Raw genomic sequence first — 21278 nt, forward strand, 5'->3', positions numbered from 1 at the left:
ACCATGCTCCTTTTTTATTGGCGGTGATTTGCTTACTATTGCAAGCTAGCGCGGTTACTCTGCCGCAGCTATTTCCGACTCAACGGACTGTATTTTTTACTACATTTAACTGTTATCACTATGAATTACATCGGTCGCTTTGCTCCCTCACCTTCTGGTCCACTGCATTTTGGTTCGCTGATTGCCGCGTTGGGCAGTTATTTTCAAGCCAAAAGTCAGCAAGGGAAATGGCTGGTACGCATAGAAGATCTCGACCCGCCACGAGAAATGCCCGGCGCGGCACAATCGATCTTACAAACACTGGAAGCCTATGGCTTAACATGGGATAGTGACGTCGTTTATCAAAGCCAGCGGCACACTCTCTATCAAGAGCAAATCGATGCTTGGCTTAACTCAGGGCAAGCTTATCGCTGCCAATGCACTCGCCAACAGATCAAGCAAAGCGGTGGATTTTATACTGGCACTTGCCGAGAGGTATCCCTCAATCCACATCAGCCTTGTGCGATTCGTCTACGCATGGACCACCCAACTTATCAATTTACCGATATAAAACAAGGTAACCTCACCATTCCTAAGCCATTAGCAGAAGAAGATTTTATCATCAAACGCCGTGATGGCTTATTTGCTTATAATCTCGCCGTGGTCATTGATGATATCGCACAAGGCGTCACTGAAGTGGTCCGTGGTGCCGATTTGATTGAGCCAACCGGGCGACAAATTAGCCTGTATCACACTTTACAACAAAAGCCGATTCGCTACTTACATTTACCATTGGCGATGGATGGTAACGGGAATAAACTCTCTAAACAAAATCACGCCCCAGCGATTGATATTGAACATCCCAAACCGACGTTGATTCGCGCGATGCAGTTTTTAGGCTTTGCGATACCGGACGATGTTATCGATGCTCAGCTCGACGAAATCATTCATTGGGGGAGTCAACATTGGCAAGTCGCGCAGCTCCCTGAAGCGACAAAGATCACACCGTGATTCTCAAACGGCGCTATCTACGCTATTATTAGCCGCAATTCGGCCCATTTAAGCCACAACAGGTGCACCACAACGCTTGAATAGCCAACACCAATCATTGTCAGATGCACATGAATAATAATGAATTAGAAACACGCGAACCTCGCGTATACCCAGAGCTTGCGCTCAACGTAATCACTCGCCAAGAGCATAATATCTCTCGGCAGTTGATTAGCGAAAATGCTTTAAAAGTCTTGTACCGCTTACACGGTGCCGGATTCGATGCTTATTTAGTTGGAGGAGGTGTGCGTGATTTATTGCTCAACCATACTCCAAAAGATTTTGATATTGCCACCAATGCGACCCCAGAGCAGATCCGTCAGCTATTTCGTAATTGTCGCCTGATCGGCCGCCGCTTTCGTTTAGCACACATCATGTTTGGTCGTGACGTGATTGAAGTCGCCACTTTCCGTGGTCATCATCAAGAGATCAATCAACACATCGCAGCGCAGTCAGAAGCGGGCATGCTGTTGCGCGATAACGTGTATGGCACCATCGATGAAGATGCTGAACGCCGTGATTTCACGGTCAATGCGATGTACTACAACATTGCTGACTATAGTATTCATGATTATGCTGGTGGTATTGAAGATCTCGATGATAAGTTGATCCGCTTAATCGGCGATCCACAAACTCGCTATCGTGAAGATCCGGTGCGCATGCTGCGCGCGATTCGTTTCGCCGTTAAATTGGATTTTGATATCGAAGAAGATACCGCCGCCCCGATTGAAACGCTGGCTCCACTATTAAAAGAAATCCCTTCGGCACGCTTGTACGAAGAATCGCTGAAAATGCTGCAAAGTGGTCATGGTTTAGAGACCTATCATTTGATGCGTGAGTACAACCTGTTCCAACAGTTATTCCCGCAGGTTGCTGAATACTTTACTGAAGATTACTCATCACAAACTGAGCAGATGCTTGATTTGGTGCTTGACTCTACTGATTTACGTATCGAAGAAGGTAAACGCATCAATCCGGCCTTTATGTTTGCCGCATTTCTTTGGTATCCAATGGTCACGATCGCTGAACAATTAATGGCATCCAAAGCACTTAATTTTTACGATGCGGTGATGGAAGCAAGCAACGATATTCTCGACCAAGTGGTTAAATCGATTGCGATTCCGCGTCGCCATACCACGACCATTCGAGAAATTTGGCAGATGCAGTTGCGTTTACCTCGTCGTAACGGCAAACGCGCCTTCCGCTTATTAGAGCTCAATAAGTTCCGCGCTGGATTTGATTTCCTTGAAATGCGTGGTGAGATTGAAGGCGGCGACGTGCAAAACTCGCGAAATGGTGGCAAACATTCCAAAATGCTGGTCGTAATATGCGCCAAGCTATGGTCAATGACTTAGACAGTGCGGATAGTGATGGCCCCAGCACTCGTCGACGTAAACCGTCCACTCGTAAGCGCAAACCTAAGGGAAAAACAGCGCTATGACCATCGCTTATATTGCGGTAGGCAGTAATTTAGCGGAGCCCATATTACAAGCCAAACAAGCGATTGAGGCGCTCAAACAGTTGCCGCAATCACAGTTTATTGCAGCCTCATCGCTGTACAGTAGTACGCCAATGGGGCCCCAAGATCAGCCAGAATACATCAATGCTGTTGTCGTAATTGATACTCAGCTCAGTCCATTAGCTCTGCTAGATTGCACTCAAGCAATCGAACAAGAGCAAGGACGTGAGCGTAAAGCTGAACGTTGGGGGCCAAGAACGCTCGATTTAGATATCCTTCTCTATGGCGATGAGATCATCGATTCACCACGCTTAACGGTACCTCACTACGGTATGAAAGTGCGTGAATTCGTACTTTACCCCCTAGATGAAATAGCCCCTGATTTATCTCTCCCTGATGGAACTAAGCTGAGCGATCTACTCTCAGAGGTTGATCGTAATGGACTTAGTATTTGGCACTCGCCAACCTGAGTATAAGGACATCCTATGAAAAAAATAACCATTAACGACCTGATAAACTGGAAACAGCAGGGCCGTAAATTTCCAACGGTAACCGCCTACGATGCGAGCTTTGCTCAATTGTTTGAAAGCCAAGAAATGCCCGTGTTACTGGTCGGTGACTCTCTAGGTATGGTACTGCAAGGACAAAATGATACGCTGCCAGTGACTATTGCCGATATTGCTTATCACACGCGCTGTGTGAGAGCCGGGAGTCCAAATTGCCTACTGATGGCAGACATGCCCTTCATGAGTTACGCAACACCTGAGCAAGCGTGTGAGAACGCCGCTCAGCTGATGCGTGCTGGAGCCAACATGGTCAAGATTGAAGGCGGCGACTGGTTGGTTGAGACGGTCAAAATGCTCACTGAACGCGCTGTTCCAGTCTGCGCTCATTTAGGGCTTACCCCTCAATCAGTCAATATTTTTGGTGGTTATAAAGTACAAGGTCGAGAGCAAGACAAAGCCGATCGTATGGTGAAAGATGCGATCGCTCTACAAGAAGCTGGAGCACAAATTATTTTATTAGAGTGTGTACCAGCGGCTTTGGCAAAAAGAATCACCGAGTTACTTGATGTTCCGGTGATTGGCATTGGTGCTGGTAATAGCACGGATGGACAGATCTTAGTGATGCACGACATGTTCGGTATCTCGGCCAATTATATGCCAAAATTTTCCAAAAATTTCCTCGCAGAGACAGGAGATATGCGCCAAGCGGTCGCCAAATATATGGCTGATGTGTTAAGCGGCGCGTTTCCTGATGATGCACATACTATTGCCTAAAGGAGTAATCCATGCAGACTTTTGCTGATATTTCAGCTCTTCGCGAGCAGATAAAACAGTATAAGCGTGATGGTCGCCAAGTGGCTTTTGTGCCAACCATGGGCAATTTACACGAAGGTCATTTGACCTTAGTTCGTAAAGCTCGTGAATTGGCTGATGTTGTCGTGGTTAGCATTTTTGTCAACCCAATGCAGTTCGAACGCGCCGACGATCTTAATAACTACCCACGCACTTTAGATGACGATCTTAGTAAGTTGAATAGTGAAGGCGTTGAGTTGGTCTTTACTCCGACTGCCGAGACGATCTACCCCAATGGACTTGATAAACAAACCTTTGTTGAAGTCCCAGGGCTTTCTCAGATGCTGGAAGGAGCGTCCCGTCCAGGTCACTTTCGTGGTGTGGCAACGGTCGTTAATAAGCTGTTTAATATCGTTCAGCCTAACATCGCCTGTTTTGGCGAAAAAGATTATCAGCAGTTAGCCGTTATTCGACAAATGGTTCAAGACTTATGTCTAGACATTGAGATCGTCGGTGTCGCTACCGTACGTGAAATGGATGGTTTAGCGATGAGTTCGCGTAATAATTTATTAACCATTGATGAACGTCAACGAGCTCCCGTACTCGCCCGCACGATGCGTTGGATAAGCAGCACCATCCGTGGTGGTCGAGATGATTATCCTTCGATCATTGAAGATGCGATTGATCAATTACGAGCAGCGGATATTGAGCCTGATAATCTGTTTATTCGCGATGCGCAAACCCTATTACCGATCAGCGCAGAGAGTAAACAAGCGGTCATTTTAATGGCGGCTTTTTTAGGTAAAGTCCGGCTGATTGATAACCAAGTGGTTGATCTTAACGCTGATACCAAAAGTAGCAGTGAAGAAGAATAACCCTTGGCCCTCGGTATATTGAGCGCGATTCTCTAAATAAAAAGGTCAACCTGCTAAGGGTTGACCTTTTTATTCGCGCCTTACCTCTCGGTGATAGCCACCGATAATACTCATCGATAATAGTGATTAACTGCGTAATCCTTTACCTTTACTCACTAAGTAATGAGCAATCGAATAAAGGACGATAATAAATACCGCCAAGACGCTAAATGAAGTCACAACATTAACATCCGAAACGCCTAAGAAACCATAACGGAACGCATTCACCATATAAACGATCGGGTTAATTTTCGATACCGCTTGCCAAAAGTCCGGTAATAAACTGATTGAATAAAAAACACCGCCCAAATAAGTCAATGGCGTAAGAATAAACGTCGGGATGATCGAAATATCATCAAAGGTTCGAGCAAAAACTGCGTTAATTAATCCGCCTAAAGAAAACACAATCGATGTCAGAAAAACCGTTGCGCAGATAATACCCCAATGTTCGATTTGTAAATTCACAAAAAACAATGAAACAAAGGTCACTAATGCACCAACCAACAGACCGCGTACCACTCCCCCCATGACGTAACCGGCAATGATCACGTAGTTCGGTACTGGCGCCACCAATAACTCTTCAATATTCTTTTGAAACTTAGCACTAAAAAATGACGAAGCCACATTAGAATACGAGTTGGTGATCACCGACATCATGATAAGACCAGGAACAATATATTCCATATAGCTAAAGCCATTCATCTGACCAATGCGTGAACCGATCAAGTTACCGAAAATCACAAAATACAGGCTCATGGTAATCACGGGAGGCACCAGCGTTTGCACCCAAATACGAGTGAAACGGGTAATTTCTTTGCGCAGTAGACTACAAAAAGCCGTCCAATAAATCGCGTACATTAGTTATCCCCTTGATTGGAATCACGCACTATCGTGACAAACAACTCTTCTAGGCGGTTGGCCTTATTACGCATTGAACGTACGCTAACACCTTGTTGAGTTAACTGTTGAAAAACGGCATTTAAGCCTTGGCTTTTATCCAGTTCAATTTCTAAAGATCCATCAACCATGCGCTGAGAGATCACTTGGGATAACGGTTGCACTTTCTGCTCATCATCGATATCGAGAATAAACGTCTCGACACTCAGTTTACCCAACAGTGCCTTCATGGTGGTGTTTTCAATCAACTCACCACGATGAATAATACCAATATTACGACAGAGCATTTCCGCTTCTTCCAGATAGTGAGTAGTCAGAATAATGGTAATGCCCTGCTGATTAATTTTTTTTAAAAACTCCCACATCGAGCGACGCAGCTCAATATCAACCCCCGCGGTTGGCTCATCTAAAATCAGCAGTTGTGGCTGATGCATCAAAGCTCGAGCAATCATTAAACGCCGTTTCATGCCGCCGGAGAGATTACGAGCACGCTCTTTGCGCTTATCCCATAAATCCAGTTGGCTGAGATAAGTTTTCGCTCGCTCTTTCGCTAAGCTCTTCGGCACGCCGTAATAGCCCGCTTGCTGAATAACAATCTGCTCTACGGTTTCAAAAGGGTTAAAGTTAAACTCCTGCGGGACCAGCCCCAAATACTGCTTAGCCTGTTCAAGATGAGTATCGATATCATATCCAAATACGTTAACTTGGCCTGAGGTTTTATTCACCAGAGAAGAAATAATACCGATAGTAGTCGATTTACCTGCCCCATTTGGCCCGAGTAACGCGTAAAAATCGCCTTTTTTTACCGTTAAACTAATGCCTTTCAATGCTTCAAACCCACCTTGATAGGTTTTACGCAACTGATCAATTTCTAATGCATACATATTAATTACAGACTCTAGGCTATGACGATAACAACATCTCTAGATGTGCTGGCGAGATGACGTTTTTTCAACCCCTTACATTAGGAAATAATAAAATATCCCCCCATCACTACCATTGCCTCAAATAAGCCGTAGAGAACAAGATTATTTTGCATAAAAACCACTATGATAAACTGCTCAGATGAGTAATCTATCTGCTAATTTATCAGAGAATCGTGTAAGCACATTGTGTATAGTTGGCTCAGTTAATAAAGGGAACGAAGATGCCAGTACTTAAACAGCTTTTTGAAAATAACTCTCGTTGGTCAGAGTCAATCAAATCCGAACGGCCAGAATACTTCGCAAAGTTAGCCAAAGGACAGAACCCCGATTTTTTATGGATTGGTTGCTCGGATAGCCGTGTCCCAGCAGAACGCTTAACTGGATTGTACTCCGGAGAGCTGTTTGTTCATCGTAATGTCGCCAATCAAGTGATTCATACTGATCTTAACTGTCTGTCGGTGGTGCAATATGCGGTCGATGTACTAAAAGTGAAGCACATTATTGTCTGTGGTCATTACGGCTGTGGCGGTGTGACGGCAGCGATCGATAATCCTCAATTAGGCCTAATCAATAACTGGCTGCTGCATATTCGCGATTTGTACTTTAAGCATCGTCACTATTTAGAGCAGATGCCAGAGAAAGATCGCTCAGACAAACTGGCAGAAATTAACGTCGCAGAGCAAGTCTACAACCTAGGTAACTCCACCATCATGCAAACCGCTTGGTTACGTGGTCAAGACGTTGAGCTGCATGGTATGGTCTATGGTATTGAAGACGGTAAGCTTGAGTATTTAGGTCTACGCTGCGATTCTCAAGAACTGGTTGACGGAAGCTATCATAAAGCGATGGAGAAGATCCTTAATCCACAACATCAGCTATTGTGTCGTTAAATCATAGCTAGGATGCGCTTTAAGCGATGAGGTAATGCCCACATGATGGTGGGCATACTTTTAGGTGAAGATTGATCTTACTCTTGCGGCACGACTTTACCAATGTAAGGCAAATGACGGTACTTCTGTGCATAATCAATACCGACACCGACCACAAATTCATCAGGAATTTCAAAACCAACCCATTGAACATCGACGTGAACTTCACGGCGTGAAGGCTTATCTAATAGAGTACAAATATTGATGGAGTTAGGCTCACGTAGCGCTAAAAACTCCTTAACCTTGGTTAGAGTATTGCCAGTATCGATAATATCTTCAACCAGTAAAACGTCTTTGCCTTTGATGTCATCATCCAGATCTTTCAAAATTCGTACATCACGCGAACTTTGCATGCTATTGCCGTAACTTGATGCTGTCATAAAATCGACGTGATGAATTTTATCAATCGCACGAGCTAAGTCGGCCATAAACACAAATGAGCCACGTAATAATCCAACCAAGACTAAATCTTCACTCTCTTGGTAATGCTCAGTAATCTGTTTACCTAATTCACGAATGCGTTGCTGAACATCGTGCTCAGAAATCATCACTTCTACTGTATGTTTCATACCTATCTCATGGGTTAGAGCGACATTCGACACCAGTGTGCAGCCTATCGCAGGTTGGTTCGGTAGGTATAATAACATCGCCGACGCGGGGTGTTAACCTTTCACCACCTTACTGCGCATAATTACCCGACTAAAACACCTACCCTCTTTAACGCTCTGTTTTCCCTCGCCTATAAATATCAGAATGATCAACATCATTCGCTAAACCATCAATAAAACTCATTGAATGACAAATCATTTCATAACAAAGCGCACTTTTTACCCACAACGTATTGACCTGAAACATATGCACCATTACACTCATACGGTTTTTTAAACAAATTATAAAAAAATCATTAGCGTAACTAAATACGCAACAACTCAGTCAATTGGCAAGGAAAACAACTATGGACGCATCTATTGAGAAACGCCCTAGAACAAGGCTATCTCCACAAAAACGTAAACAACAACTCATGGAAATCGCGCTAGAAGTCTTCGCGAAACGAGGTATTGGTCGTGGCGGCCATGCTGAGATTGCTTAGGTCTCAGTAGCCACGGTATTCAATTACTTCCCGACTCGTGAAGATCTCGTCGACGATGTTCTCACTTTTGTAGTACGTGAGTTCTCTAACTTTTTAACTGACCATATCGATCTTGATTTGCATGCAAAGCAAAATATGCACAATATCGCGTCGGGTATGGTGAGTTTGGCTATCGACGACTGTCACTGGTTAAAAGTATGGTTTGAGTGGAGCGCCTCTACGCGTGATGAAGTATGGCCACTCTTTATGTCAAGTAATCGTACCAATCAATTGCTAGTGAAAAATGTCTTTTCAAAAGCGATTGAGCGCTCAGAGGTATGCAATAAACATAACCCTGAAGATCTTGCTACCCTGTTTCACGGCATCTGCTACTCGCTATTCGTTCAAGCCAATCGAGCGCGTGATGAGGCCGATATGCAGAAACTGGTTAATAACTATTTAAATATGCTCTGTATCTATCAAGGCGATCGCGCAGTAGCTATCTAGTCAGCTGTATCTTGAATAACGGGAGGATCGAATCCCGTTAACTTCAAGAGATAGCAAAAAGCCGCTGAATCATTCAGCGGCTTTTATTATTCAAAAACGATCAATTACTTTTTCTTTTTGGCTTTCGCGTTTGGCAGGTCAGTAATTGTCCCTTCAAACACTTCTGCAGCAAGACCAACTGATTCATGCAACGTTGGGTGAGCGTGAATCGTGAGCGCGATATCTTCTGCATCACAACCCATTTCAATCGCTAAACCAATTTCACCAAGCAGTTCACCACCATTGGTACCGACAATCGCACCACCAATCACACGATGAGTCTCTTTATCAAAGATAAGCTTAGTCATACCGTCTGCACAATCAGAAGCAATAGCACGACCTGAGGCAGCCCATGGGAAAGTAGCGACTTCGTAGTTAAGACCTTCCGCTTTCGCTTCTTTCTCAGTCTTACCAACCCAAGCAACTTCTGGCTCGGTATACGCGATGGATGGAATCACTTTTGGATCAAAGTAGTGTTTCTTACCAGAGATCACTTCAGCGGCAACGTGACCTTCATGGACACCTTTGTGTGCCAACATTGGCTGACCGACAATGTCACCAATCGCAAAAATATGTGGCACATTGGTACGCATTTGCTTATCGACATGGATAAAGCCACGCTCATCAACTTCAATACCCGCTTTTTCAGCGTCCATCAGTTTACCATTTGGCACACGACCGATAGCAACTAAGACCGCATCATAACGTTCAGCTTCTGCTGGTGCTTTCTTACCTTCCATTGACACGTAGATGCCATCTTCTTTGGCTTCTACAGCGGTCACTTTGGTCTCAAGCATTAAGTTAAATTTGTTCTGAATGCGCTTGGTGTACACCTTGACAACATCTTTATCTGCCGCAGGAATCACTTGATCGAACATCTCAACAACGTCAATCTTAGAGCCTAGAGAGTGGTAAACCGTTGCCATCTCAAGACCGATGATACCACCGCCCATAATAAGCAGTTTCCCAGGAACTTCTCTTAGCTCTAGTGCATCGGTTGAATCCCAAATACGAGGATCTTCATGAGGAATAAACGGCAATTTAATTGGACGAGACCCAGCAGCTACGATCGCATTATCGAAGTTAACCAGTGTCTTACCTTCTTCACCATCAACTTCAAGCGTATTCGGACCAGTAAATTTACCAAAACCATTCACCACGGTTACTTTACGCATCTTGGCCATACCGCCAAGACCGCCCGTTAGCTGGTTAATGACTTTTTCTTTCCATAAACGAACTTTATCAATATCGGTTTGTGGTTCACCGAACACAATACCGTGATCAGCGAGCGCTTTCGCTTCTTCAATGACTTTAGCAACGTGGAGTAGCGCTTTTGATGGGATACAGCCGACATTCAAACAAACACCACCAAGGGTGCTATAACGTTCAACGAGTACGGTTTCAAGACCTAAATCCGCACAACGGAAAGCCGCAGAGTAACCGGCAGGACCTGCGCCCAGTACAACAACTTGGGCTTTAATTTCTTTGCTCATTTCGACCTCTTATAGTCAATATCCCTAACAGGCTGAGTGGAGGGTTCTATCTTGCTTGATAATAAAGAATTTAATCAAACATAATGGTTTAAAACGATTATTTTTCAGACCGCAACAGTTTACAGAGATGTTAATGGTGTGAAAAGTAAATCCATTTAGCCTGTGAGCTAGACGACAATTCGCTGAATAAAAAACACTATATCAGCCAATTACAAGATAATAGTTGAATCAAGGCGGCTGAAAAGCCGCCTTCACTCGCTAACTGCTTATAATACTAAACGACGAATATCGCTTAGGCAGCCATTCAAGTACGTAATAAAGCGTGCACCTTCCGCACCGTCGATCACTCGGTGATCGTAAGACAGTGACAATGGAAGCTGTAAGCGTGGAGCAAATTCTTTACCGTTCCACACTGGCTTAATTTCCGACTTAGATACACCAAGAATACCCACTTCTGGTGCATTGACGATCGGCGTAAATGCCGTACCACCGATACCACCTAGGCTAGAGATAGTAAAGCAGCCACCTTGCATATCGGCAGCGGTCAGTTTACCGGCACGCGCTTTTTTCGAGACTTCAGCCAGCTCAGCTGAAAGTTCATAGATGCCTTTCTTATTAACATCTTTAAACACAGGTACCACTAGACCGTTTGGTGTATCAACCGCAATACCCACGTTAACATACTTCTTGAGAATCAAGCTTTCGCCATCTTCAGACAATGAAGAGTTAAACGCTGGGAAGGCTTCTAGTGCTTTAGCGACCGCTTTCATGATGAACACCAGTGGTGTGATCTTCATACCAGTGTCTTTCTTCGCTTCAATCGCATTTTGCTCTTTACGGAAGTTCTCTAACTCTGTGATATCCGCGTTATCCCATTGGGTAACGTGTGGGATCATTACCCAGTTACGGTGCAAGTTAGCGCCAGAGATCTTCTTAATGCGAGAAAGTGGTTGAACTTCAGTTTCACCAAACTTGCTAAAGTCCACTTTTGGCCAAGGAAGAAGACCAAGCGCTGCACCATCACCTTTGCCAGAAGCGACCGCCGCTGATCCAGATTCAAGGCGTTTTAGCGCTTCTTTAACGTAGTTTTGTACGTCTTCTTTTAAGATGCGGCTCTTACGACCAGATCCTTTCACTTTAGAAAGGTTAACACCGAACTCACGAGCGAGACGACGAACCACTGGAGAGGCATGAGCGTATTCATGATTCTCTTGGAAGTCTGCTGTCGCAGCAGCGCTCGTTTGTGCTACTGGTGCAGCAGCGGCAGCGCTTGGTGCAGAAGCTTGTACAGGAACAGCAACCGCCACTTGCGCAGGAGCCGCGCCAGCCACTTCAAAGACCATGATCAGTGAGCCAGTAGAAACTTTGTCACCAGCGGCCACTTTAATCGCTTTCACTTTACCAGCAAAAGGTGCCGGAACTTCCATCGAGGCTTTATCGCCTTCAACGGTGATCAACGATTGCTCTTCTTCAACCATGTCGCCAACCGCAACCATGATTTCGGTCACTTCAACTTCATCGCCACCGATATCTGGCACTTGAACGTCTTTATCTGCTGCGGCAGCCGGAGCTGCTGGAGCGCTAGCTTGAGCAACAGGCGCTGGAGCCGAAGCACCTGAACCAGCCACTTCAAACACCATGATCAAAGAACCCGTCGTCACTTTGTCACCAGAGGCAATTTTGATCTCTTTCACTGTACCAGCGAAAGGCGCTGGTACTTCCATCGAGGCTTTATCGCCTTCAACGGTGATCAACGATTGCTCTTCTGTTACCACGTCGCCGATAGCAACCATGATTTCAGTGACTTCAACTTCATCACCACCAATATCTGGCACTTGAACTTCTTTCAGTTCAGTAGCGGCAGGAGCGGCGGCCGTAGCAGCAACAGGAGCCTCAGCCACAGGAGCCGCTGCAGCGGCTCCTTCAGCTTCAAACACCATGATCAAAGAACCCGTTGTGACTTTATCACCGACAGTCACTTTGATCTCTTTAACAATACCTGCTTGAAAAGCAGGAACTTCCATTGAGGCTTTATCACCTTCAACAGTGAGAAGCGATTGATCTTCTTCAACCTTGTCGCCAACGCTGACAAGAATCTCAGTAACTTCAACCTCATCGGCACCGATATCCGGTACATTAATTTCGATTGCCATTATTCTTTCCTACCTTCAATTAAGCGTATAGCGGGTTAGTTTTTTCGGTGTCTATATCAAATTTCTTGATCGCTTCAACCACTACCGATTTCTCAACTTCGCCACGTTTGGCCAGTTCGCTTAGTGCTGCAACCACAACATAACCTGCATTCACTTCAAAGTGACGGCGAAGGTTTTCACGGCTGTCTGAACGACCAAAGCCATCTGTACCTAATACTTTATAAGACTCCGCTGGTACGTAAGCACGTACTTGCTCCGCATAGTTCTTCATGTAGTCGGTTGCAGCGATAGCAGGCTCTGTACCCATCACTTGAGCAATATAAGGTACTTTGGCTTCCGCTTCAGGATGAAGCATCGCATCACGCTCACACGCTTGACCATCACGAGCTAATTCGTTAAATGAAGTCACCGAGTAAACATCAGAAGCAACGCCATAATCGTCACTCAGAATTTGTGCTGCTTTGCGCACTTCATTCATGATCGTGCCAGAGCTCATCAACTGAACTTTCGCTTTTGAACCCGTGTAGGTTTCTAGCTTGTAGATACCTTTACGGATGCCTTCTTCAGCGCCTTCAGGCATTGCTGGCATTGCGTAGTTTTCGTTCATTAGCGTCAAGTAGTAGAACACGTTCTCTTGGTCGCCATACATACGACGAATACCATCTTGAATGATCACCGCTACTTCATAAGCGAAGGTTGGATCATAAGAGATACAGTTTGGTACTGTGCTGGCTAGAATGTGTGAGTGGCCATCTTCGTGCTGTAGACCTTCACCATTTAGCGTAGTACGACCCGCCGTTGCGCCCAATAGGAAGCCACGAGCTTGTTGGTCACCCGCCATCCATGCCATATCACCAACACGTTGGAAACCAAACATCGAGTAGTAGATATAGAACGGGATCATCGGTAGATCGTTGGTACTGTAAGACGTCGCCGCTGATACCCATGACGACATCGCGCCTAGCTCGTTGATGCCTTCTTGCAATACTTGGCCTGACGTCGCTTCTTTGTAGTAAGAAACGATATCACGATCTTGTGGGGTGTAGTTCTGACCATGCGGGTTGTAAATACCAATTTGACGGAACAGACCTTCCATACCAAAGGTACGCGCTTCATCAGCAATGATCGGTACGATGTTTTTGGCAATATTCTTGTCTTTCAGAAGAATATTCAACGTACGTACAAACGCCATAGTAGAAGAGATGTCACGCTTTTGCTCTTCAAGTAGCGGTTTGAATTCTTCTAACTCAGGAATAATTAAAGGCTGAGTAAAGTTAGGCAAACGCTGTGGTGTATAACCGTGTAAGGCTTTACGACGCGCATGCAGGTACTCGTACTCTTTTGAACCTTCTTCAAGCGTTAAGTAAGGTAAATCGTTGATCGCTTCATCTGAAATAAGATCTTGTAAACCAAGACGATTACGCATTGTCAGAACATGAGTCATGTCCATTTTCTTCACTTGGTGCGCAATGTTTTTACCTTCCGCCGCTTCACCCATGCCATAACCTTTAACGGTTTTTGCTAGGATAACGGTTGGACGACCTTTAGTTTCTTGCGCATTCTTAAACGCTGCGAACAGTTTTGATGGCTCATGACCACCACGTTTCAGAGCAAAAATCTCATCATCAGTCATATCGGCAACGAGCGCCGCTGTCTCTGGGTATTTGCCAAAGAAGTGTTCACGAACGTAAGCACCGTCTTTCGCTTTGAAAGTTTGGTAATCGCCATCGATGGTTTCATTCATCAATTGCAGTAGCTTACCAGAGGTGTCTTTCGCTAATAGTGCATCCCAGTTGTTACCCCAAATCACTTTAACCACATTCCAGCCAGCGCCTTTAAATAGGCCTTCTAGCTCTTGAATGATCTTGCCGTTACCCATCACTGGGCCATCAAGACGCTGCAAGTTACAGTTGATAAGGAAACATAGGTTATCCAGTTTTTCACGAGCAGCGAAAGAGATTGCGCCGCGTGATTCTGGCTCATCCATTTCACCATCGCCAAGGAAAGCGTAAACGCGTTGCTCAGAAGTATCTTTAAGACCACGACCATCTAGGTACTTAAGGAAACGAGCTTGATAAATAGAGGCGATTGGACCCAGACCCATAGATACGGTCGGGAATTGCCAGAATTCAGGCATCAGTTTCGGGTGTGGGTAAGAAGGCAGACCTTTGCCATCGACTTCCTGACGGAAGTTGTCCAATTGTTCAGCAGTCAGGCGACCTTCAACGAAGGCACGCGCGTAGATTCCTGGAGAAATATGACCTTGATAATAAACGAGGTCACCACCATCTTTTTCGTTAGGAGCACGGAAGAAATGGTTGAAGCACGTTTCATAAAACGCGGCAGAAGACTGGAAAGAAGCCATATGGCCACCCAAATCAAGATCTTTCTTCGAAGCACGAAGAACAATCATGATCGCGTTCCAACGAATGATTGAACGAATACGTTTTTCAATCGTGGTGTCGCCAGGGTAAGCGGGCTCTTGGGCTGCAGGGATCGTATTGATGTAATTAGTGTTGATACCGGTTGGCATATCAACACCACCAAGACGAGCTTTTTCTAGAACTTCTTCTAGTAAAAATTGCGCACGCTCTACGCCTTCTTCACGTACAACGGATTCCAGGGCAGCTAGCCACTCCTGAGTTTCCAGTGCATCTACGTCATGCTTCATGTCAGACATGGCGATCTATCCTTCTGTTGGTTGGATTTATTTAGAACCGCAATGGACCGCTATTGCGGCTCATTACCCTGTTGGATGCGACGGAGAGAACGTTCACGTCGAGACTCTTCTCGGGTCAAATCCAACAATGTTTCTTCGATATAAGCTAAATGTGAGTGTGACATTTCTCGTGCTTTTTCTGGCTGACCAGAAACGATCGCATCCACGATATTAGCTCGGTGCTTAGTTACTTTCTCCTCCGCTTCGGGGCGGCGGCGTAATAATTTAAAATTTTGTAAAATATTTTGCTCAAGCAAAGGCGCAAGGCTACGAACGATATGCAGCAGCACCACATTATGAGTGGCTTCGGTAATCGCTATCAAAAAGGCCATGACCGTGCTGGCTTCTGCTTCGGTATCTTTCAAGTCTTGAACTTCGCTAATTCGCGCCAAACTGGTTTGAATACGAGCAAAATCTTCATCGGTACCACGCAAAGCGGCAAAATAAGCTGAAATACCTTCCAACGCATGGCGTGCTTCCAGTAAATCTAACTGTGTTTCCGAATGACTAGACAATAAATTTAGCAGAGGATCAGAGAAACTTTGCCAGATATGTTCACTGACAAAGGTTCCGCCACCTTGGCGACGCGTCAATAAACGTTTTGCTTCTAAACGCTGTATCGCTTCACGTATCGAAGGACGAGAAACCTCGAACTGTTTTGCCAGCTCGCGCTCCGGAGGGAGTTGCTGCCCTGGGGCTAATGTTCCTTCCACAATCAACCGTTCTAACTCTTGCTCTATCACATCAGAAAGTTTCGGCTGACGAATCCTTTGATAAGCCATAATTTATTGTTCTTCTACTGGTCATTTTTTGCAGGCAATTGGTAATACCAATTTCAAGTTGGGGTAGAAATTAACATAATTAAAACGCGAGTGTCCAGTCAAAAGTTGACCCAAATCATAGAACCAGCCAAGTTAAAACACTTTGATAACAACCGCGCATTAAAACAGCAATAGTATAGGTCAGACCAATTACAAATTAAGCCTAAGTCAATAACCTAATAAGGTCGTAGCGAAAAATAATAGCAATAGAGTGACCGGACTGAGTGTAGGTGAACTCAGTCCGGAATGAGAAGTTGGCGAGGATTATTTGGCTTCTAAGCAATCAATCAGTAACTGTAAAGACTGGTTGCCACGGAATTCGTTAATGTCGATTTTATAAGCTAAGCGTACCGTTTTCACCGAAGCATCGGGCCAACGACGGAGATCAACATTAAAAGCAATACCATCGATCATGATATTGGTTGGATGACCTTTAAATAACGGTTCAAGCATTAATTTTAAGTGTTTTTCACCGACTAATTTTTGGTGGAGAACTTTAAACTCACCGTCAAACAGTGGATCAGGGAAGGCTTGTCCCCAAGGCCCTGCGGATCTTAATAACTCAGCGGTATGCATCGAGAACTCTTCTGGAGTTAACTCACCGTCACTGAGTACGATCCCTTTTAAGCTGGCTTCATCTAACTGCAAAGCCACTTCGTGCTCAAACAGCTGACGAAAACGCGGCAAGTTAGCTTCAGCAATGGTTAACCCTGCCGCCATCGCATGACCACCGAATTTGATAATGATCCCCGGATTCTGGGTATCAATTTTATCTAAGGTATCTCGCATGTGTAAGCTAGGGATCGAGCGACAAGAACCTTTAATTAATCCGTCGCCACCATCGGCAAAGGCAATCACGGGACGGTGGTATTTGTCTTTGACCCGGGAAGCTAAAATACCGATCACCCCTTGATGCCAATCTCGTTGAAATAACACTAACCCCTGTGGCAACGCGCTATTATCGGCAAACTGAAGACGCTCACAAAACGCCAACGCTTCTTGCTTCATCCCTTCTTCGATTTCTTTACGAGTTTGATTCAGGGCATCCAATTCGCTGGCCATACGCCGCGCGGCATGAATATTGTCGGTCAACAACAGTTCAACGCCAAACGACATATCATCCAACCGCCCTGCCGCATTAATCCTTGGCCCGAGCGCAAAACCAAAATCGGCAGCCACTAGTTTTCGCGCATCGCGTTTGGCAATTTCAATTAAGGCTTGGATCCCCGGACGGGCTTTACCTGCGCGAATACGCTGTAAACCTTGATGGACTAAAATCCGATTATTGTCATCCAGCGGAACCACATCAGCCACGGTACCTAATGCCACTAAATCGATCAATTCCATAAGTTTAGGTTCAGGGATGCCGTGTTTAATAAACCATCCTGACTGACGCATATGCACGCACAGTGCCATCATTAAGTAAAACGCCACCCCTACTCCAGCAAGCGCTTTTGACGGAAACGCACACTGCTGTAGATTAGGATTCACCATGGCATCGACCTCAGGCAAGACTTGTCCGGGTAAATGGTGATCGGTGACTAAGACTTGCAAACCATGTTGCTTGGCATAACGTACCCCTTCGATGGAAGAGACGCCATTATCCACCGTCATGATCATCTCTGCGCCCATATGTAAGGCTTGATCAACCACTTCAGGACTGAGTCCATAGCCATCTTCAAAACGATTAGGGACTAAATAATCAACATTACGGCTACCCAGCATTCTCAGCGCTAATACCGACAACGCGCAACTCGTGGCCCCATCGGCATCAAAATCGCCGACAATAATGATCCGCTTTTGCTGCTCAATGGCATTCAATAGGAGTGACACGGCTAGTTCAATCCCGTGCAGACTTTGGTACGAATGCAAAGATTTAGCGCTTTTCTCTAATTGCTCAACACGAGTAATACCCCGATTAAGATAAATACGTTTCAATAAATCGGGGATACTGTCAGGCAATAGGCTTAAATCGACTTCTGGTCTTCTGTGGATCTCGATCATAAAAATAATCAGGCTTGGACATGCCAAGCCTGTTTCCTCGTAATAAACAACGTCGTGAGATTAGCCTTGTTGAAGGCGTTGCAGTAATTGAGCTGCGGGTAAGTAGCCACCGATCATCTCACCGTTTGGTAAGAACATTGCTGGCGTACCTGAAATACCCAGCTCTTGACCTAATTGATAATGTTCAGCAATGGTCTGTTTACATTGAGCGATATTCCCTTGCGGGGTTAACGTTTTGCGCTCAATTTTCACCTCGTGCATGGCTTGCTTCGGATCGCTAGCACACCACATCGCCGCCATTTGATCGGCAACAGGGCCGGCAACGCCTTGACGAGGGAAAGCTAAATAACGGATGGTAATCCCCAAATCATTGTAATCTTTAATTTGGCTATGCAAACGAACACAATAACCGCAGGTCGTATCGGTAAACACACTAACGATATAGCGCTCTTGAGGCGCTTTAAATTCAATTGTGCTCGATGCAACTTGTTGTAGTTTTTGTGCATTAATCGGCGCTTGGCGCTTGGCTAACACATCGACATAACTGCCGTCATCCTTCAATGCGTATAACGTTCCAGCAATAAAATGTTTACCGTCTGGTGAGGCATATAACACGCCACCGGGCGTTTGCACTTCGACCAATCCGCTGATCTCAGAAGCAACGATAGCCGTGACATCAATACCCAATGGGGCAAAACGTTGCTCAAACCCTGCTTTATCCAAACTTGGCGTTTGCTCTTTTGATTCCTGTGCATGGCATGCCATGGTGAAAAATGGTAAAGCAAAAAGCGTCAGACGGTGTAAAACCTTCATAAATAATCCTTTCTTTTAAGCCCTTGGATGGTGCTCACTGTGTATTTGTTTGAGTCGCTCAGTCGCAACATGAGTATAAATTTGCGTGGTCGATAAGTCACTATGACCAAGCAGCATCTGTACCACGCGTAAATCGGCACCATAGTTGAGTAAATGAGTGGCAAAGGCATGACGTAAAACATGGGGAGACAGCTTTTCGACATCAATCCCAGCAATCACGGCATAATATTTAATCCGATGCCAAAAGGTCTGCCGCGTCATTTGTTGCGCACGTTTACTTGGGAAGACCACGTCAGACGTATTGTCGCCCAGTAAATGTAAACGCCCTTGAGCGATAAACGTTTCAATCCATTCAATGGCATTTTCACCCATCGGCACTAAACGCTCTTTACCACCTTTACCGACCACCCGCACCACACCTTGACGTAAGCTGATATTTTCCATGGTTAACGAAATCAGCTCAGTTACGCGCAGCCCCGTTGCATATAACAACTCTAACATGGCTTTATCACGCAACTCCAATGGATCATTAGGATCCGGCGCATTCAACAGCGCTTCGACTTGCTCTTCACTGAGATCTTTCGGTAAACGCTGTGGCAATTTAGGGCTCACCAATAAGGCACTCGGATCGTCACTACGTACTTTTTCACGATGCAAATACTGAAATAAACGACGTAACGCCGAGAGCATTCTTGCTCGTGAGGTTTGTTTATAATCTTGATCGGTTAGCCAGCTCTGATATTCCAATAACCCAGCCAAGCTGATGAAATCTAATCGGTAATCGTGTTGCTCCATCCAGAGCAATAATTTTGTGAGATCATTGCGATAAGACATCAGGGTATTTTCCGCTAATCCTCGCTCCATCCACATCGCATCTAAAAACTGCTCAACCAGTCCATGGTCTGCCGACAATTGCTTTGACACCGCTTCTTCTCATTATTTATTAGATTTAGACCTCAACTTAATACCACAAAATAGTCGCCACTCCTAGGTGGCATCTCTGGTCGAATTGGGTATAGAATTCGTCCATCGTTCTAAACCATGAATAAGATTCTATGAAAATTGGCCTATTTTACGGTTCTACCACCTGTTATACCGAAATGGCAGCGGAAAAAATGCGCGCCATTATTGGCGAAGAATTATTGACCATTCATAATGTCAAGGAGACGCCACTAAGCAAAATGCGTGATTACGACCTGCTGATTTTAGGCATCTCAACTTGGGATTTTGGTGAAATCCAAGAAGATTGGAGTGCAATATGGGATCACATCGATGGCGTACCGCTAAACGACAAGTGCGTCGCATTGTTCGGCTTAGGCGATCAAGAAGGCTATGGCGAGTGGTATCTGGATGCGATGGGGATGCTGCACGACGAGATCCAGAAGAGCGGCGCTAAGCTTATTGGCTACTGGCCTAATCATGGTTACCATTTTGATGCCTCGAAAGCACTGACCGCCGATGGCGAATATTTTGTTGGTTTAGCACTTGATGAAGATTCACAATATGAACTCAGTGATGAGCGCATAGCCAACTGGGTAGAACAAATTCTCACTGAATATCAACAGCTCAATTAAAGCGATAGCTGCTGAAAAAAATAGCGCCAATCAAATACCAATCCTGGATCGGTTTTGCGTTGCGGAGCGATATATTGATGACCGGTGATCCGCTGCTGAGTGATTGCCGGATAATGCTGTTGCAAAGCCTTTGTTAAGCGTACCAATGATTGGTATTGCGCTGAAGTATACGGGACATAATCACTGCCCTCTAACTCGATGCCTATTGAATAATCATTACACCGCGCTTGACCCGCAAAGGATGATTGTCCTGCGTGCCAAGCTCGCCCAGAAAAAGGCACAAACTGCACGACCTCGCCATCACGGCGAATCAAACAGTGAGCTGAGACCTGCATCGTCGCAATGGTGGCAAAAAATGGGTGCGCGCTCGGATCCAATTGACCGGTAAAAAACTGTTCAATATAAGGCCCTCCGAACTGCCCCGGCGGTAAACTGATGTTATGCACGACCAATAGAGAGATGGGTTGTTGCTGAGTGCGCTGATCAAAAAAAGGCGACGGAACATGTCGAGCGACTTGATACCAGCCTGCTGGGTCAATCATCAATTTCACCTTATCGATTACACAAAATCCGTGATTAGTGGCTGAATTTCACGCCTAGTCAGCGTATCATTCCGACTCCGTTCGATAGCATA

General features: G+C 45.3%; 17 protein-coding genes and 2 pseudogenes. 8 read left to right on the plus strand and 11 right to left on the minus strand.

Features of this window, described 5'->3' with window-relative positions:
- Positions 1–120 precede the first annotated feature (120 nt).
- From gluQRS to panC, 5 genes and pseudogenes are all read left to right on the plus strand, one after another.
- On the plus strand, positions 121–990 hold the full coding sequence (gene gluQRS / locus VIB_RS01740) for a tRNA glutamyl-Q(34) synthetase GluQRS (protein ID WP_004394234.1): 870 nt from the start codon (positions 121–123) through the stop codon (positions 988–990).
- Positions 991–1100: 110 nt separating this feature from the next.
- Positions 1101–2470 (plus strand): annotated as a pseudogene (gene pcnB / locus VIB_RS01745) (polynucleotide adenylyltransferase PcnB).
- Positions 2467–2958, plus strand: a complete 492-nt coding sequence (gene folK / locus VIB_RS01750; protein WP_004394235.1) for a 2-amino-4-hydroxy-6-hydroxymethyldihydropteridine diphosphokinase — start codon at positions 2467–2469, stop codon at positions 2956–2958. Before pcnB ends, folK begins: the two are co-directional and overlap by 4 nt.
- A gap of 15 nt (positions 2959–2973) precedes the next feature.
- Positions 2974–3768, plus strand: coding sequence for a 3-methyl-2-oxobutanoate hydroxymethyltransferase (panB, locus tag VIB_RS01755; RefSeq protein ID WP_040903811.1), 795 nt, complete (start codon positions 2974–2976; stop codon positions 3766–3768).
- 11 nt (positions 3769–3779) lie between these two features.
- Positions 3780–4661, plus strand: a complete 882-nt coding sequence (panC, locus tag VIB_RS01760; protein ID WP_004394237.1) for a pantoate--beta-alanine ligase — start codon at positions 3780–3782, stop codon at positions 4659–4661.
- Positions 4662–4787: 126 nt separating this feature from the next.
- On the opposite strand, the gene VIB_RS01765 is transcribed toward panC, so the two are convergent.
- Both VIB_RS01765 and VIB_RS01770 read right to left on the minus strand, forming a co-directional pair.
- On the minus strand, positions 4788–5558 hold the full coding sequence (locus VIB_RS01765; protein WP_004394238.1) for an ABC transporter permease: 771 nt from the start codon (positions 5556–5558) through the stop codon (positions 4788–4790).
- Positions 5558–6481, minus strand: coding sequence for an ABC transporter ATP-binding protein (locus VIB_RS01770; protein WP_004394239.1), 924 nt, complete (start codon positions 6479–6481; stop codon positions 5558–5560). Before VIB_RS01770 ends, VIB_RS01765 begins: the two co-directional genes overlap by 1 nt.
- Positions 6482–6744: 263 nt before the next feature.
- Here VIB_RS01770 and can point away from each other — a divergent pair, with 263 nt between their 5' ends.
- Positions 6745–7413, plus strand: coding sequence for a carbonate dehydratase (gene can / locus VIB_RS01775; RefSeq protein ID WP_004394240.1), 669 nt, complete (start codon positions 6745–6747; stop codon positions 7411–7413).
- Positions 7414–7490: 77 nt separating this feature from the next.
- On the opposite strand, the gene hpt is transcribed toward can, so the two are convergent.
- A complete protein-coding gene (gene hpt / locus VIB_RS01780; RefSeq protein WP_004394241.1) occupies positions 7491–8021 on the minus strand; it encodes a hypoxanthine phosphoribosyltransferase in 531 nt (176 codons plus the stop codon).
- A gap of 386 nt (positions 8022–8407) precedes the next feature.
- On the opposite strand from hpt, the pseudogene VIB_RS01785 reads away from it, so the two are divergent.
- Positions 8408–9028, plus strand: a pseudogene (locus VIB_RS01785) (LuxR/HapR/OpaR family quorum-sensing transcriptional regulator).
- Positions 9029–9132: 104 nt separating this feature from the next.
- On the opposite strand, the gene lpdA reads toward VIB_RS01785, so the two are convergent.
- From lpdA to xerD, 7 genes are all read right to left on the minus strand, one after another.
- Complete coding sequence (gene lpdA, locus VIB_RS01790) at positions 9133–10560, minus strand: dihydrolipoyl dehydrogenase (protein ID WP_004394244.1); 1428 nt, start codon at positions 10558–10560, stop codon at positions 9133–9135.
- Between the two features lie 266 nt (positions 10561–10826).
- Positions 10827–12713, minus strand: a complete 1887-nt coding sequence (aceF, locus tag VIB_RS01795; protein WP_004394245.1) for a pyruvate dehydrogenase complex dihydrolipoyllysine-residue acetyltransferase — start codon at positions 12711–12713, stop codon at positions 10827–10829.
- A 19-nt stretch (positions 12714–12732) separates the two neighbouring features.
- On the minus strand, positions 12733–15393 hold the full coding sequence (aceE, locus tag VIB_RS01800; RefSeq protein WP_004394246.1) for a pyruvate dehydrogenase (acetyl-transferring), homodimeric type: 2661 nt from the start codon (positions 15391–15393) through the stop codon (positions 12733–12735).
- Between the two features lie 50 nt (positions 15394–15443).
- Positions 15444–16214 (minus strand): pyruvate dehydrogenase complex transcriptional repressor PdhR, encoded by a 771-nt coding sequence (gene pdhR, locus VIB_RS01805; RefSeq protein WP_004394247.1) that lies wholly within the window; start codon positions 16212–16214, stop codon positions 15444–15446.
- A 303-nt stretch (positions 16215–16517) separates the two neighbouring features.
- Positions 16518–18257, minus strand: coding sequence for a single-stranded-DNA-specific exonuclease RecJ (recJ, locus tag VIB_RS01810; protein ID WP_040903813.1), 1740 nt, complete (start codon positions 18255–18257; stop codon positions 16518–16520).
- Positions 18258–18317: 60 nt separating this feature from the next.
- Positions 18318–19070: a thioredoxin fold domain-containing protein gene (locus VIB_RS01815; protein ID WP_004394253.1), complete on the minus strand. Its 753-nt coding sequence runs from the start codon at positions 19068–19070 to the stop codon at positions 18318–18320.
- A gap of 15 nt (positions 19071–19085) precedes the next feature.
- On the minus strand, positions 19086–19994 hold the full coding sequence (gene xerD / locus VIB_RS01820; RefSeq protein WP_004394254.1) for a site-specific tyrosine recombinase XerD: 909 nt from the start codon (positions 19992–19994) through the stop codon (positions 19086–19088).
- Between the two features lie 131 nt (positions 19995–20125).
- On the opposite strand from xerD, the gene fldB reads away from it, so the two are divergent.
- Entirely contained in the window at positions 20126–20644 is a 519-nt protein-coding gene (gene fldB, locus VIB_RS01825; protein WP_004394255.1) for a flavodoxin FldB, read from the plus strand.
- On the opposite strand, the gene ampD is transcribed toward fldB, so the two are convergent.
- A complete protein-coding gene (gene ampD / locus VIB_RS01830; RefSeq protein WP_040903815.1) occupies positions 20641–21186 on the minus strand; it encodes a 1,6-anhydro-N-acetylmuramyl-L-alanine amidase AmpD in 546 nt (181 codons plus the stop codon). The two genes, fldB and ampD, sit on opposite strands and share 4 nt — an antisense overlap.
- Positions 21187–21278 lie beyond the last annotated feature (92 nt).

The sequence above is a fragment of the Vibrio metschnikovii CIP 69.14 genome (assembly GCF_000176155.1).
Classification (GTDB): domain Bacteria; phylum Pseudomonadota; class Gammaproteobacteria; order Enterobacterales; family Vibrionaceae; genus Vibrio; species Vibrio metschnikovii.

Excerpts from the sequence above, each read along its gene's own strand:
- gluQRS (WP_004394234.1), top strand. The coding sequence starts at position 121 with ATGAATTACATCGGTCGCTTTGCTCCCTCACCTTCTGGTCCACTGCAT.
- folK (WP_004394235.1), top strand. The coding sequence starts at position 2,467 with ATGACCATCGCTTATATTGCGGTAGGCAGTAATTTAGCGGAGCCCATA.
- panB (WP_040903811.1), top strand. The coding sequence starts at position 2,974 with ATGAAAAAAATAACCATTAACGACCTGATAAACTGGAAACAGCAGGGC.
- panC (WP_004394237.1), top strand. The coding sequence starts at position 3,780 with ATGCAGACTTTTGCTGATATTTCAGCTCTTCGCGAGCAGATAAAACAG.
- VIB_RS01765 (WP_004394238.1), bottom strand. The coding sequence starts at position 5,558 with ATGTACGCGATTTATTGGACGGCTTTTTGTAGTCTACTGCGCAAAGAA.
- VIB_RS01770 (WP_004394239.1), bottom strand. The coding sequence starts at position 6,481 with ATGTATGCATTAGAAATTGATCAGTTGCGTAAAACCTATCAAGGTGGG.
- can (WP_004394240.1), top strand. The coding sequence starts at position 6,745 with ATGCCAGTACTTAAACAGCTTTTTGAAAATAACTCTCGTTGGTCAGAG.
- hpt (WP_004394241.1), bottom strand. The coding sequence starts at position 8,021 with ATGAAACATACAGTAGAAGTGATGATTTCTGAGCACGATGTTCAGCAA.
- lpdA (WP_004394244.1), bottom strand. The coding sequence starts at position 10,560 with ATGAGCAAAGAAATTAAAGCCCAAGTTGTTGTACTGGGCGCAGGTCCT.
- aceF (WP_004394245.1), bottom strand. The coding sequence starts at position 12,713 with ATGGCAATCGAAATTAATGTACCGGATATCGGTGCCGATGAGGTTGAA.
- aceE (WP_004394246.1), bottom strand. The coding sequence starts at position 15,393 with ATGTCTGACATGAAGCATGACGTAGATGCACTGGAAACTCAGGAGTGG.
- pdhR (WP_004394247.1), bottom strand. The coding sequence starts at position 16,214 with ATGGCTTATCAAAGGATTCGTCAGCCGAAACTTTCTGATGTGATAGAG.
- recJ (WP_040903813.1), bottom strand. The coding sequence starts at position 18,257 with ATGATCGAGATCCACAGAAGACCAGAAGTCGATTTAAGCCTATTGCCT.
- VIB_RS01815 (WP_004394253.1), bottom strand. The coding sequence starts at position 19,070 with ATGAAGGTTTTACACCGTCTGACGCTTTTTGCTTTACCATTTTTCACC.
- fldB (WP_004394255.1), top strand. The coding sequence starts at position 20,126 with ATGAAAATTGGCCTATTTTACGGTTCTACCACCTGTTATACCGAAATG.
- ampD (WP_040903815.1), bottom strand. The coding sequence starts at position 21,186 with ATGATTGACCCAGCAGGCTGGTATCAAGTCGCTCGACATGTTCCGTCG.